At 62.2% G+C, this 13,242-nt stretch carries 16 protein-coding genes; 11 read left to right on the top strand and 5 right to left on the bottom strand.

Annotated elements, in window-relative coordinates; genetic code table 11:
* Window position 1 precedes the first annotated feature (1 nt).
* The 3 genes from QEP12_RS00730 (at window position 2) to QEP12_RS00720 (ending at window position 1,646) form a co-directional block, all read left to right on the top strand.
* On the top strand, window positions 2-574 hold the full coding sequence (locus QEP12_RS00730; protein ID WP_219162849.1) for a 5-formyltetrahydrofolate cyclo-ligase: 573 nt from the start codon (window positions 2-4) through the stop codon (window positions 572-574).
* A gap of 19 nt (window positions 575-593) precedes the next feature.
* On the top strand, window positions 594-869 hold the full coding sequence (locus QEP12_RS00725) for a hypothetical protein (RefSeq protein WP_284213054.1): 276 nt from the start codon (window positions 594-596) through the stop codon (window positions 867-869).
* Between the two features lie 93 nt (window positions 870-962).
* Window positions 963-1,646 carry a glutathione S-transferase family protein gene (locus QEP12_RS00720; protein WP_284213053.1) on the top strand — a complete coding sequence of 228 codons (684 nt, stop codon included), beginning with the start codon at window positions 963-965 and terminating at the stop codon, window positions 1,644-1,646.
* Between the two features lie 14 nt (window positions 1,647-1,660).
* Here QEP12_RS00720 and queC read toward each other — a convergent pair whose 3' ends face one another.
* A complete protein-coding gene (queC, locus tag QEP12_RS00715) occupies window positions 1,661-2,365 on the bottom strand; it encodes a 7-cyano-7-deazaguanine synthase QueC (RefSeq protein ID WP_284213052.1) in 705 nt (234 codons plus the stop codon).
* Between the two features lie 68 nt (window positions 2,366-2,433).
* Window positions 2,434-2,889: a hypothetical protein gene (locus tag QEP12_RS00710; RefSeq protein WP_284213051.1), complete on the bottom strand. Its 456-nt coding sequence runs from the start codon at window positions 2,887-2,889 to the stop codon at window positions 2,434-2,436.
* Window positions 2,890-2,972: 83 nt separating this feature from the next.
* Here QEP12_RS00710 and QEP12_RS00705 point away from each other — a divergent pair, with 83 nt between their 5' ends.
* From QEP12_RS00705 to QEP12_RS00685, 5 genes are all read left to right on the top strand, one after another.
* Entirely contained in the window at window positions 2,973-4,214 is a 1,242-nt protein-coding gene (locus QEP12_RS00705; protein ID WP_284213050.1) for a multifunctional CCA addition/repair protein, read from the top strand.
* A gap of 145 nt (window positions 4,215-4,359) precedes the next feature.
* Window positions 4,360-5,880 (top strand): acetaldehyde dehydrogenase ExaC, encoded by a 1,521-nt coding sequence (gene exaC, locus QEP12_RS00700; protein WP_284213049.1) that lies wholly within the window; start codon window positions 4,360-4,362, stop codon window positions 5,878-5,880.
* A 138-nt stretch (window positions 5,881-6,018) separates the two neighbouring features.
* Window positions 6,019-6,384 carry a DUF779 domain-containing protein gene (locus tag QEP12_RS00695; RefSeq protein ID WP_174862426.1) on the top strand — a complete coding sequence of 122 codons (366 nt, stop codon included), beginning with the start codon at window positions 6,019-6,021 and terminating at the stop codon, window positions 6,382-6,384.
* Window positions 6,385-6,455: 71 nt separating this feature from the next.
* The gene (locus QEP12_RS00690; RefSeq protein WP_284213048.1) at window positions 6,456-7,634 is read left to right on the top strand and encodes a GGDEF domain-containing protein; all 1,179 of its coding nucleotides are present in this window, start codon (window positions 6,456-6,458) and stop codon (window positions 7,632-7,634) included.
* A gap of 103 nt (window positions 7,635-7,737) precedes the next feature.
* Window positions 7,738-8,898 (top strand): aminotransferase class V-fold PLP-dependent enzyme, encoded by a 1,161-nt coding sequence (locus QEP12_RS00685; protein WP_284213047.1) that lies wholly within the window; start codon window positions 7,738-7,740, stop codon window positions 8,896-8,898.
* Between the two features lie 35 nt (window positions 8,899-8,933).
* Here QEP12_RS00685 and trxC read toward each other — a convergent pair whose 3' ends face one another.
* The 3 genes from trxC to QEP12_RS00670 form a co-directional block, all read right to left on the bottom strand.
* Window positions 8,934-9,374 (bottom strand): thioredoxin TrxC, encoded by a 441-nt coding sequence (trxC, locus tag QEP12_RS00680; protein WP_174862423.1) that lies wholly within the window; start codon window positions 9,372-9,374, stop codon window positions 8,934-8,936.
* Window positions 9,375-9,521: 147 nt separating this feature from the next.
* Entirely contained in the window at window positions 9,522-9,728 is a 207-nt protein-coding gene (locus QEP12_RS00675; protein ID WP_174862422.1) for a DUF2905 family protein, read from the bottom strand.
* A 15-nt stretch (window positions 9,729-9,743) separates the two neighbouring features.
* Window positions 9,744-10,754 (bottom strand): class I SAM-dependent methyltransferase, encoded by a 1,011-nt coding sequence (locus tag QEP12_RS00670; protein ID WP_313603862.1) that lies wholly within the window; start codon window positions 10,752-10,754, stop codon window positions 9,744-9,746.
* Window positions 10,755-11,000: 246 nt separating this feature from the next.
* On the opposite strand from QEP12_RS00670, the gene QEP12_RS00665 reads away from it, so the two are divergent.
* From QEP12_RS00665 to QEP12_RS00655, 3 genes are all read left to right on the top strand, one after another.
* Window positions 11,001-11,375 (top strand): dihydroneopterin aldolase, encoded by a 375-nt coding sequence (locus QEP12_RS00665; protein ID WP_045267681.1) that lies wholly within the window; start codon window positions 11,001-11,003, stop codon window positions 11,373-11,375.
* Between the two features lie 5 nt (window positions 11,376-11,380).
* Complete coding sequence (gene ttcA / locus QEP12_RS00660) at window positions 11,381-12,352, top strand: tRNA 2-thiocytidine(32) synthetase TtcA (RefSeq protein ID WP_431308047.1); 972 nt, start codon at window positions 11,381-11,383, stop codon at window positions 12,350-12,352.
* Between the two features lie 169 nt (window positions 12,353-12,521).
* The gene (locus QEP12_RS00655) at window positions 12,522-13,229 is read left to right on the top strand and encodes a DUF4136 domain-containing protein (RefSeq protein ID WP_174862420.1); all 708 of its coding nucleotides are present in this window, start codon (window positions 12,522-12,524) and stop codon (window positions 13,227-13,229) included.
* The last annotated feature ends 13 nt before the right edge of the window (window positions 13,230-13,242 follow it).

Here is a 13,242-nt window from a genome sequence, read left to right as displayed (position 1 = left end):
GATGGACAAAACGGCCCTTCGACGCACTTTGGTACAGCAACGCCTGAATATGGCAGACCGCCTACAGTGCGCAGACGATTTACAACGCGTGATGCGCATTTGGCTGGTGCATCGCCCCGATCTGGTCATCGGTGCCTACTGGCCCATCAAGGGCGAATTTGACCCCTTGCCGGTGCTGCACCGTTGGAAAGAGGATGGCGAATTGCTCGATAAACCCCAGCGCCGCCGCATCGGCCTGCCGGTGATCGACAAAGTGACCAAGACCATGCGCTTTCACGCCTGGCACCCCGGCTGCCCGATGGAAGAAGATGCCTACGGCATTCCCAAACCCAAAGACACCGAGGTGATTACCCCCTCCCTGCTGTTTGTGCCCTGTGTGGGTTATGCCCCCGGCGGCTACCGACTGGGCTATGGCGGTGGGTTTTATGACCGCACGCTCTCCAGCCTCAGCCCGCGCCCATTCACGGTGGGGCTGGGCTTTACGCAGGGTTTTATTGAAGATTTCCTGCCAGAACCCCACGATGTGCCGTTAGACGCCATCCTGAACGACAACGGCGTCGTTTGGCCGGTGTGATGGTGCTTAGACTATTGGTATGCCTGTTCGCAAAAAGAAATCGGTTCCCCAGCGTCTGCTGCTGCAGCGCCCCCCGCTAACCCCCATGCACGAGCCGCTCACGCCTGACGAGGTGCAACGCCTGCAGCGCCACATGCGCAAGCATGGCCCACGCAGCCTCACGCCGCGCCAGCACGATGCTATCTGGGACTTTCTGTTTGACCTGCCCGAGAGCCAGGTGTGGCTGTCGCACATGGTGGAACAAACCCAGGCCGCCCAGGCCAGTTTGCGCCCCCGTGCAAAAAAAGAAGCTTAAGGCGCTGGTACTTCAAAGGTTTGCAACAGCTATCCACTTCAAACCCAAGCATTACAAGCGCTAGGCGCTATGCTTTCCTTTAAGGAGCGCACCATGCTGCAGCTGTACATTGGCAACAAGAACTACTCCTCATGGTCGATGCGCCCCTGGGTGGCGATGCACCAGTTGGGCATCGCCTTTGAGGAAGTCATGGTGCGCTTTGACAGCTTTGCGCCCAGCTCCCAGTTCAAGCAGACCATGCGGGCGCTCAGCCCCACGGGCAATGTGCCGCTGCTGGTACACGACGGCCTGGCCGTGTGGGACACGCTGGCGATTGCCGAATATCTGGCAGAAACCTTCCCCCACGCCGGCGTGTGGCCCCGCGCGGTGGCCGACCGGGCCCGCGCACGCAGCCTGTGCGCAGAAATGCACAGCGGCTTTACCGCCCTGCGCAGCCACTGCCCCATGAACATCGAAGCCCATCTGCCCGAGGTGGGCGCCAAAGTCTGGGCCGAGCAAGCCGGTGTGCGCGCGGATGTGGCGCGCATCGTCGAGATGTGGAGCACCCAGTTGCAAACCCACGGCGGCCCCATGCTGTTTGGCGCTTTCAGCATGGCCGATGCGTTCTTTGCCCCGGTGTGCATGCGCCTGCACACCTACGACCTGCCCGTGCCACCCGCCATTCGCGCCTATATGGACCGCGTGCGTGCACTGCCAGCGGTGCAGGAGTGGATACACGCCGCGCTGGCCGAGCACGACTTTGTGCCAGAAGACGAGCCTTACCGCACGCAGCGCTAAACGTTTGCCCCCACTTACACCGCCTGCACCTGCTTCCAGCGCTGCCAGCCCTTGGCGCGCAGATCGCAGGCAGGGCAGGTGCCGCAGCCATAGCCCCAATCGTGAAGCACATCGCGCGTGCCTTCGTAGCAGGTGTGGGTTTCTTGCACGATCAGCTGCACCAGCGCCTCTCCCCCCAGCGTATGCGCCATCTGCCACGTGGCGGCCTTGTCAATCCACATCAGCGGCGTGGCAATACGCAGGCGGCGCTCCAACCCCAGGTTCAGCGCCAGTTGCATGGCTTTCATGGTGTCGTCCCGGCAATCCGGGTAGCCTGAAAAATCCGTTTCACAAACGCCGGTCACAATCACTTGCAGCCCACGGCGGTAGGCCAGCGCCCCCGCCAGTGTCAAAAACAGCAGATTGCGCCCCGGCACAAAGGTGTTGGGCAAGCCATCGGCCTGCATGGCAAAGGCCACATCATCGGTCAGCGAAGAACCGCCAATTTGCTTGAGCACATCCAGGCTCAGCACGTGGTCGTCCCCCAGCTTGGGCGCCCACTGCGCAAAGTCGGTACGGATTTTTTCCAGCACGCGCAGGCGCTGCGTCATCTCCACGCTATGGCGCTGGCCGTAGTCAAAACCCAAGGTTTCTACGCGCTCGTACTGAGAAAGCGCATGGGCCAGGCAGGTGGTGGAATCTTGTCCACCCGAAAACATCACAAGTGCGGTCGTATGCATGGGCGAAATTACAGCACGCTCGCGTACGTCCCCTGCGCGCTTGGGGCATGCACCGCCCCGCTGTCTGCCTATTTGAACTGCTGGCGCAAAAACGGCTTGTGGCGGCCAATGTGCTCCAGCTGTGCAGGTGCCACCGAGCCGCCCAAGTCTTCGCCCTCGCTGTTCAACACATCGGTGGCATAAGCCAAGGCCTGCTTGACCACATCCTCTTCACTCACGCCCTGTTTGGCCGCCAAGTCCATGGCCACGCGGCGCATGGCGCGCTGGCCCAGCATCCACATGGCGGCGTAGGCATCCCAGGCGGCAGCATTTTTTTTGAGCTTGTCGTGCTCGGCCAAGATGTCTTTGAGCGGCATGGCCAGCACCGCTTGCAGCTCTTTCATCTGCGCCTGCATGGCCTCCCACTGCGCCTGGCGCTCCAGGGCAGCCGCTGCTGCCTGGGCCTGCGCATCTGGCGCCTCAGGCACGGGCACGCTGCCGTCGGGGTTCAGTTGGGCAATCGTCAAAGAAGCAAGCAGGGACATGGCAGCACGCACAAACAAGGCAAGAAGGGGGCAACTCTAGCAACAAAGCCCATTCCCGCGCACACGCCTCTACACTTGCTGGCATGAAGATTTACCAGGTCGGCGGCGCCGTGCGCGACCGCCTGTTGCAGCGCCCTTTTCATGACACCGACTGGGTGGTCGTAGGCGCCACCCCCGAAGACATGACAGCCCAAGGCTTTACGCCCGTGGGCAAAGACTTTCCCGTGTTTTTGCACCCCCAAACCCACGAGGAATACGCACTGGCGCGCACCGAGCGCAAAAGCGGTGTGGGCTACCGCGGCTTTGTGGTGCATACCTCGCCCGACGTCACACTCGAAGAAGACTTGGCGCGGCGTGACTTGACCATCAATGCCATAGCAGCCCCCGCAGACTGGGCGGGCGTTGGAGCCGTATTTGACCCTTATAACGGCCAAGCGGATTTGCAAGCCAAACTGCTGCGCCATGTGACCGACGCGTTCCGCGAAGACCCGGTGCGCATCCTGCGCGTCGCCCGCTTTGCGGCGCGCTTTGAGGACTTCAGCGTCGCCCCCGAAACGCTGCAACTGATGCGCGAGATGGTGCAAGCTGGCGAGGCCGACCACCTGGTGCCCGAGCGCGTGTGGCAGGAAATCCGCCGCGGGCTGATGGAAGCCCAACCCTCGCGCATGTTTGAGGTGCTGCGCAGCTGCGGTGCCTTGCAAGTCATCCTGCCCGAGCTGAACCGCCTGTGGGGTGTGCCGCAGCGCCCCGAGTACCACCCCGAGGTGGACTCCGGCGTGCACGCCATGCTGGTGCTGGACATGGCCGCGCAGTTGCATGCACCGCTCACGGTACGTTTTGCCTGCCTGTGCCACGACTTTGGCAAAGGCACCACACCCGCCGATATGCTGCCGCGCCACATTGGCCATGAGCAGCGCAGCGCCCGGCTGCTCCAAGCAGTCTGCGACCGCTGGCGCGTGCCCAACGACTGCAAGGAGCTGGCCGACGTGGTGGCGCGCGAGCACGGCAACATCCACCGCAGCAGCGACTTGAACGCCGCCGCCGTGATGCGCCTGCTGGAGCGCTGCGACGCCATCCGTAAACCCGAGCGCTTTACTGAAGCATTGCTGGCCTGCGAATGCGACGCCCGGGGCCGCACGGGTCTGCAAGCCCAGCCCTACCCCCAGCGTCTGCGCCTACAGGCCGCGCTGAACGCCGCGCTGGCGGTCAACACGGCGCCGATTGCCCAAGCCGCCGCCCAGCAAGGCCTCCAAGGCAAAGCGATTGGCGAAGCAGTCACCGCCGCACGCACGCAGGCCGTGGCACAGGCTTTGGCGGCGTTGTAAGCCAATACGCTACGGGGTTTCCAGCAAGGGAAAACCGCTAAACGCAGCCTCTGGAACAAGGCGGAATATGCACAGGTCGGGCGTCACTTTGCAGCGCATGCCCACACCCACCCATTCCTGTTTGCTTTGTTCTGGAGGTTTTCCCATGGCCTATGCACTTCCCGGTCAGTCCGGCGCGCTACACACCTACCAAAACCGTTATGACCACTACATCGGTGGTCAATGGGTGGCCCCCAGCGAGGGGCAGTATTTCGACGTCACCACACCCATCACCGGCAAGGTCTACACCCAGGCTGCACGCGGCACCGCCGCCGACATTGAAAAAGCGCTGGACGCCGCCCACGCCGCTGCCGATGCCTGGGGCAAAACCAGCCCCACCGAACGCGGCAATATCTTGCTGCAGATTGCCGACCGCATTGACGCCAAAAAAGAGCTGCTGGCCTATGTGGAAACGGTGGACAACGGCAAAGCCATCCGCGAAACGCTGAACGCCGATATTCCGCTCGCCGCCGACCACTTTCGCTACTTTGCGGGGGCCATCCGCACGCAGGAAGGCGGCATCAGCCAGATCGACAACGACACAGTGGCCTACCACTTCCATGAGCCGCTGGGCGTGGTGGGGCAGATCATTCCGTGGAACTTCCCCATCCTGATGGCAGCGTGGAAGCTGGCCCCTGCGCTGGCCGCAGGCAATTGCGTGGTGCTCAAACCTGCCGAGCAAACGCCCATCTCGATCTTGGTGCTCATGGGCATCATTGGTGATTTGTTGCCACCGGGTGTGCTCAACATCGTCAACGGCTTTGGCCGCGAGGCAGGCATGCCGCTAGCGCAAAGCAAGCGCATTGCCAAGATTGCCTTCACCGGCTCCACCAGCACGGGCCGCGTGATTGCCCAGGCCGCCGCCAACAGCCTGATTCCGGCCACGCTGGAGCTGGGCGGCAAGTCGCCCAACATTTTCTTTGCCGATGTGATGGACCAGGACGACAGCTTTCTGGACAAGGCCATCGAAGGTCTGGTGCTGTTTGCCTTCAATCAGGGCGAGGTCTGCACCTGCCCATCACGTGCGCTGATTCACGAGTCCATCTACGACAAGTTCATGGAACGGGTGCTCCAGCGCGTGGCCGCTATCAAGCATGCCGACCCGCTGGATCCCAGCTCCATGATGGGCGCGCAGGCCAGCAAGGAGCAACTGACCAAAATCTTGTCCTACCTCGATCTGGGCAAACAAGAAGGCGCCGAAGTGCTGATTGGCGGCGCCCAGGCCCAGCTGGGCGGTGCGCTGGAAGGGGGCTACTACGTGCAGCCCACCATCTTCAAAGGCCACAACAAAATGCGCATCTTCCAGGAGGAAATTTTTGGCCCCGTGCTGGCCGTGACCACCTTCAAAACCGAAGCCGAAGCGCTGGAGCTGGCGAATGACACGCTCTACGGCCTGGGCGCGGGCGTCTGGAGCCGCAACGGCAACGTGGCTTACCGCATGGGGCGCGGCATCAAGGCGGGGCGCGTGTGGACCAACTGCTACCACCACTACCCCGCGCACGCAGCGTTTGGCGGCTACAAGGAATCCGGCGTGGGGCGTGAGAACCACAAGATGATGCTCAACCACTACCAGCAGACCAAGAACCTGCTGGTGAGCTACTCCGAGTCCAAACTGGGGTTCTTCTAAACGGTGGGTGTAGCACCCCGCAGGCGAGGTGCTACACCGGCCAACCGCACCAACCTCCATCCTAAAATTGTAATAAAAACAGCCACTAGCGCTTATCCATCAAGCGCTAGCAGCTATCTTTTTCAACAAGGAGCACCCATGGTCGATCGCGTCATTGCCACGCCCGCCACCTTGGCGCTGATTGAGGTGCTCAAGGCCAAATACGGGCCCCATTTGTTCTTCCACCAATCCGGCGGTTGCTGCGACAACAGCGCCGCCAACTGCTACATCGAGGGGGAGCTGACCATTGGCCCGGGTGATGTGAAGCTGGGCGAGATCGGTGGCCTGCCCTTTTACATGAGCACCTCGCAGTTTGAGTACTGGAAGCACACGCAACTCATCATCGATGTGATTGACGGCCACGGCGGCGGCACGCTGTCGCTGGAGGGGCCCGAAGGCAAAGCCTTCCTCACACGCTCGCGGGTGTTCAGCGATGAAGAGCTGCGCGCCCTGCGCACGCCCTAAGCACGGCGACGCTGCCCCACCACCAGACAAAGCCCGCTTTGCCGCCCTCCATGTCGATGAGCGAGGTTCCCATGCATGCAACGAGCTTTCACTACTATGCCGTCGCGATTCCGGTCTTTCTGCTGCTGCTCGCTACTGCCTGCACCATCGGTAGTTTTTTTCTGCGCGCACACCGCTATTTGCTGCGGCAAGCAAGCAGCTACGCGCTGGTAACGCTGGCCTTCGCCACAGACATTTTCGGCGGCACCAACCCTGGGTTTCTGGTCGCCGCAGGCGCTGCAAGCCTGTATTTGCTGGCAGCGATATACGCTGCACGTGCCATTGCAATACGCATGGGCCGCACCGTGCCGTCTTATGCCCTGTGGGCTATCGGCCTGATGATGCTGGGCGGCATCGCCTGGTACACCCTCCACACCCCTGACACGGTCGCGCGCAGGGCCATCGTCGCGCTCTCGATGGCCATGGTGCTGTCCCTGGTTGTGCCACGCGTTTGGAAGGCGCCGCAACGCCATACCGCCGATCGCATTGCGGTGACCCTGTTTACGCTGGCCACACTGCTGATGTGGCTGCGCCCTGTGGGGTTGCTCACAGCCACGCCAGCGCCCTTGGGCCCGCTCACCGAGATCACCTTTTTACGGGTCAATCTGATGGTGCTGCTGGCAGTCATTGCAATCTATACCGCAGCACTCATCGCCTGCGCTTTGGCGGACTCCACGGCCAAGCTGCGCGCAGAGCGGGATCATGATGGCTTAACCAACCTAGTCAACCGCCGGGCCTTTGAAGAAGGCTGCACTCCCACGCCCTATGCCCGAGGATTTCGTGTGCTGGTGATGTGCGATCTGGATCATTTCAAAGGCATCAACGACCAGTACGGCCATGCCGTCGGGGATGAGGTGCTGCGCCAGTTTGGCCACATTTTGCAAAGCTTGGTCCGAGAGGCAGACGTCACCGCACGGCTGGGTGGCGATGAATTTGTGCTGGCGCTCAAGCACACCACCGTTGAGCAAGCCCAAAAACTGATAGCGCGCATCCAAGCCCAGATGGCGCGCGCCTGCTGGTGCCCGCCAGAGCCCCAACGGCAAGTGACAGCCAGCTTTGGCATGGTACGACTGCGCGCCCAGGAGCACCTGCAAGAGGCGCTGCAGCGTGCCGATCAACTGATGTATCTGGCCAAAAAAACTGGCCGCAACTGTCTGCAGGTGGAAGGAGCAACCACCATCAACCCAGACGCTGCACTCACCACTGCCTGAGGCCACCAAGGCAGCACCCGCCCTCTGAAGGACGGAGTGACCAGACCCCTGCGCTAGGATGAAGCCCTGTTCGCTTTCCCGCAGTTTGTGCTGCTTTTGTGCCATGCATTACTTCAACCAAGCCGCTGCCGGTCTCATGCCCGACCGTGCCTTGCACGCCATCACCGCGCACTTGCAGCGTGAGCAGCACGCAGGCCCTTACGCCGCAGCGCAGCAGGCACAGCCGCAGTTGCAGGCGCTGTACGCCCAGTTGGCCGCACTGCTGCACTGCCAGCCGGCAGACATTGCACTGACCACCGGCAACACCCACGGCTGGTGCGCGGTCGTGGGTATGCTGGCGCTGCAACACGGCGACCGTGTGCTGGTTGCTCCCGGCGAATGGGGCGGCAACTACGCCATGCTGCTGCAGTTGCAAAATCGCACCGGCTGTGTGCTGCAAACCATGCCCTGCACGCCCGATGGCGCCATCGATCTGGTCGCACTTGAAGCCATGCTGGATGAGCGGGTGCGTCTCATCGCACTGACCTGGGTGCCCGCCCATGGCAGCACCATCTATGACGCCGTTGCCGTGGGCCAGCTGTGTGCCCGCCACCGCATCACCTATGTGGTGGATGCGGCGCAGGCGCTGGGACATATTCCGGTGGATGTGCAGGCGCTGCACTGCGACGCGCTGACGGCCCCCGGACGCAAATGGCTGTGCGGCCCCCGAGGCACAGGCTTGGTGTACCTCAAGCCCGGCTTTGCCGCCCAACTGCAGCCCATGACCGTGGACCACGTCTCTTGCCCCATCACCGCTGCAGGCCCCGCATTGCGCCACGATGCCCGGGTGCTGGAGCAGTCAGAGTCCTCCATCGCACTCAAACTGGGTTGGCTCGCCGCCTTGGAGGAGGCTGCCTCCCAAGGCTGGCCCGAGCGCTTTACCACGATTGCCCAGCGTGCCAGCCAACTGCGTAGCGCCTTGGCAGCGGTGCCCGGTGTCACCCTCCGTCACCTGCCTTCAGCACCCGATGACTGCGCCATCGTGGCGTTCACGGTGCAAGGATCAACGCCCGCGCAAGTACAGCACGCCCTGCTGCGCCACAACATTCAGGTTGCCGCTAGCGGCATGGGCTTTGCGCCACTGGACATGCAAGGCCGGGGCTTAGACGCCGTGGTACGAGCATCGGTGGCGTGGCACACCACCCCAGCGGATATCACTGCGCTATTGCATGCCATAAAAGCACTTCTAACGCAGGCTGCGCAAGCGTCCACAGCTATCATTTAAAAACCTCGGCGGTACTGCAGTTGCCACGCGCGCCTTTACACCACCGACTGCACCCAGCGCACAATTTCGCCCGCCGGTAAAGCACCGGAAATACGGGCGACTTCCTTGCCGCCGTTAAAAACAATCATGGTGGGAATGCTGCGGATGCCGTAGGGCGCTGCGGCTTGGGGGTGGGCTTCGGTATCCAGTTTGGCCAAGCGCACCTGGGGGGAGAGTTGCTGCGCGGCCTGTGCAAAGGCCGGTGCCATCATGCGGCAAGGGCCGCACCACGGCGCCCAAAAGTCCACCACCACGGGGATATGGCTGCGGCCCACATGCTTGGCCAAGCTGTCTGCATCCAGCTGCACGGGCTCGCCCGTGAACAGGGCTTGGTGGCAGCTGCCGCAGTGGGGCGCACTGCCCATCGCTGCTTGGGCTACGCGGTTGGTTTTGTGGCAATGGGGGCACACGATGTGCAGGGGGTCCATAACGGTCATGGCAGCTCCAGGGCTTGTGCAAAACCTACACATGGTGACGGTGCGCCGTTTTGCAAGCCGCCATCCCACGCCGCATGCAGTTGAAGGTTAGATGCCAAATATGCGCCCGACGCTTATCCAGCAATCGTTAGCAGCTATACATTTACATCAAAACAGCCAAGCCACCAGCTTGATGGTACTGAAGAGCAGCACCGTCACCAGCACCGCGCTGGCAAAGGGTATGAACACCTCGCGCCCCAGCAGGCGGAAGGTGAAATCGCCCGGCAGCCGCCCCAGCCCCACTTTGCGCAAGATGCCCGACGTGCTGTTGACCAGCACCAGCAGGATAAAGATCAGCAGCATCCAGCGGATCATGCAGGGCTCCGTGGCTTAGAGACGGTGTGTGCGGTCGCCGCGCACAAAGCCCAGGGCATCCCAAGGCTCCACGCCCTTGGCAAGGCCAATCACTTTGAACAGCTCGCCCATCTCGTGCTCCAGCATCAGCTTCATGGCGCTGGGGCGCTCGGTAGCGCTCATCGCATCAAGCTTGGCTTGCAGACCGCAGTTGATGAGAAAGTGCGCCTGCGTGGTGTAGCCCAGCACCTCCATGCCCGCGTCCTGGGCCGCCACGGCGGTGCCCGTGAAGTTAACGTGGGCGGTAATGTCTTTGAGGCCCACTTTATCCAGCGGATTGCTGTCGACTTGGTGCTGGTAGTGGCAGACCATGGTGCCCATGTGGCGCTGCGGGTGGTAGTACTCGCCTTCGCCAAAGCCGTAGTCGATAAAGAAGGCCGCGCCGCACTGCAAACGCTCCCCCAGCGTGCGAATAAACGCTTCGCCTTGGGGGTGAATCTCGGTTTCGTAGTCGTGCTCGCCTTCTACTTCCAGCGGCGGACGCAAGTCGGTGGGGCGGTTGGCCCAGACCAGCTCGCCCTCTTCCACGGCAATCCCGCGCTCGTACCATTGGCCATTGACGCGGGCGATGATGCGCACGGGCATGGCATCCAGCACCTCGTTGCCAATCACCACGCCTTGCATATGCGCGGGCAGTTCATTGGCCCACACGACCTTGGGGGCGTGCGCGACCAAACGCGCTTGCTGGCGAGCGCGCAGCGTGCCCGACAGATCGACGATGGTGTAACGCTCAATGGCCACGCCCAGGCGCTGCAGTTCGTCCAGCACCTGCAAGGCCAGCGCGCCCGTGCCTGCGCCAAACTCCCAGACTTCGTGGGTGCCCGTCTGGGCCAAGGCCTCGGCCACCTGCGCGGCCAGCAGTTGGCCGAAGGCGGGCGACAGCTCGGGTGCGGTCACAAAATCGCTGCCAGAATCCGGCATGGCCCCAAACTTGGCCGTGTCATTCGCGTAGTAACCCAGCCCCGGCGTGTACAGGGCCAGGGCCATGAATTGGTCAAAACCTATCCATCCACCCGCTTGGGCAATGGCCTTGTCGATATGCAAACGCAATGCGTTCGTTAAAATTGTGGGTTCTGTCATGACCCCTGCATTGTCACCCCAGCGGAGCGCGCTGCGTGCCAAAACGGCGCAAGCCGCAGTACACAGGGGGTTGTTGACGGTGCCCTCCCACCAAGATTGATACGCAAATTGCCAGAAGATGCAGGCCTGCCAGCGGCGCTCTGGGCACCCACTATGTCATCGGTTACCACCGGCCAACGCACGATTTCTCTCTCAGGGCTGCGCTTGAACGCACGCCTGGGCATTCTTGACTTCGAGCGTGAGGCAGCCCAACCCATTCAGGTCGATGCCGAGCTGAACATGGGTGTGCAGCCCCTGTTGCCCGCCAGCGATGACATTGCCCAGGTGCTGGACTACCGACTGGCGCGCAACGCCATCATCGACACGTGCACCGCCGGTCATACCGACCTGCTGGAGCGCCTGACCGGTGTGCTGGCACAAAACCTGATGGCACTGCCCGGCGTGCTGGGCGTGCGTGTGAAGATTGCCAAGTTAGAGATTTTTGACGACTGCGAAGTAGCCATTCGCGTCGAAACCGGACAATGGTGAACCCCATGAATGCTGTGACCGAAAACCCCTGGATGGCCGAAGAAGCCGTTGCCGAAAACCCCGCCGCAGATGCTGCTACCGAGGCCAAGCCCGGCAAGATCAAGATCGAACGTGAGCAGATCAAGCTGGAAAAGCGCCTGTGCCGTGAAGTCGGCCGTGCGGTCATGGACTTCAACATGATCGAAGAAGGCGACAAGATCATGGTCTGCATGTCCGGCGGCAAGGACAGCTACACCCTGCTAGACATCCTGCGCAAGCTGCAAAAACGCGCGCCGGTGAAGTTCGAGATCGTGGCCGTGAACCTGGACCAAAAGCAGCCCGGCTTCCCTGACCACATCCTGCCCGAGTATTTCCAGTCCATCGGCGTGGACTACCACATCGAAACGCAAGACACCTACTCGGTGGTCAAGCGCGTGATTCCTGAGGGCAAGACCACCTGCGGCCTGTGCTCGCGCCTGCGCCGTGCGATTTTGTATTCGGTGGCCGACCGCCTGGGTTGCACCAAGGTAGCACTGGGCCACCACCGCGACGACATCGTGCAGACGCTGATGCTGAACATGTTCTACGGCGGCCGCATGAAGGGCATGCCGCCCAAGCTGGTATCGGACGACGGCAAGCACGTGGTGATTCGCCCCCTGTGCTATGTGCCAGAAAAGGACACCGCACGCTGGGCGCAGTACCAGAACTTCCCCATCATTCCTTGCAACCTGTGCGGCAGCCAGGACGGCCTGCAGCGCGTGGCCGTGGGCGATATGCTGCGCGAGTGGGACAAGAAGTTCCCCGGCCGCATCGAGAGCATGTTCCGCGCCATGGGCAACATCGTGACCACGCACATGATGGATCCCCAGTTGCACAACTTCAAGGACGCCAAGGCCACCGGCATTGCCGACCCCAACGGCGACATGGCGTTTGACCATGAAGAGCTGCCCACCGCCCCCACCCTGCCCGGTGGCGTGCAAGTGGTGCAAATTGGCTAAATCGCCGCCACACACAGCGCGCCCCTTCTGTTCAAAGCCCCGTCTGACGGGGCTTTTTTTATGCAAAACCCGGCTTTGAGCGCTCGGCCTGCATGCACCAGGAACTTGCTCGGTGTATCGTTGCTCTGACGTTCAGGCAAAGAACAACCATGAACGAGGAGTACCTCCCATGAACCACCTCCCCCCATCTCGTCGCTGGGCCTGCGCTGCACTGATTGCCGGTGCTGCATTGTTAGCGGGCTGTGCCAGCGGCCCCCGTGAGATCACGTCCAGCGTCCAAAGCTACTCCAGCATGGCGGGAATCACGCTGCCAGCCACCTACCGCATGGAACTGTTGCCGTCCCAAAGCCAGCAGCAAAGCTTTGCCAAGGTGGAGGCTGCCGCCGAAAAAGCCCTGCAGCGCGTGGGCCTGACGCGCGACCCACGCCCTGACCTGGCCCGCTTGGTCGTGCAAGTTGGCGCCAACGCCAGCCAAGGCCGCGCCTACCATCCGGCGTATGACGACTGGTTCTACGGCCCACGCTTCGGCTTTGGCATGGGCTGGGGCGGCCCCCGCGTCGGAATGGGCATGCAATGGATGGATACCCCGCCCATGGTGTATTACCGTGGCGTCAAGCTGGTGCTGCGCGACCAGCAAAGCCAGAAAATCGTCTACGAAACGTCGGCCGCCTACGATGAAGTCTGGATGGACGACAACGTGATCTGGAACATCTTGTTCGATGCAGCGCTGAGCGACTTCCCCCATCCCCCGCAGGGCAGCCGCACCGTGCGCACCACGCTCGCCCCGTTGGCTACCAAGTCTCCCAGCGCCCCCGCTGGCGCAACCCCAAGCACGGCAACGCCAGCGGTGACGGCGCCAGCACCCGTGAACCGCTGAACGTACAGCACTG

It is taken from the genome of Comamonas jiangduensis, from assembly GCF_030162955.1.
Lineage (GTDB): Bacteria > Pseudomonadota > Gammaproteobacteria > Burkholderiales > Burkholderiaceae_C > Comamonas > Comamonas jiangduensis.
Note: the sequence above shows the minus strand (reverse complement) of the source record. Positions and strands in the feature narration are given on the sequence as shown.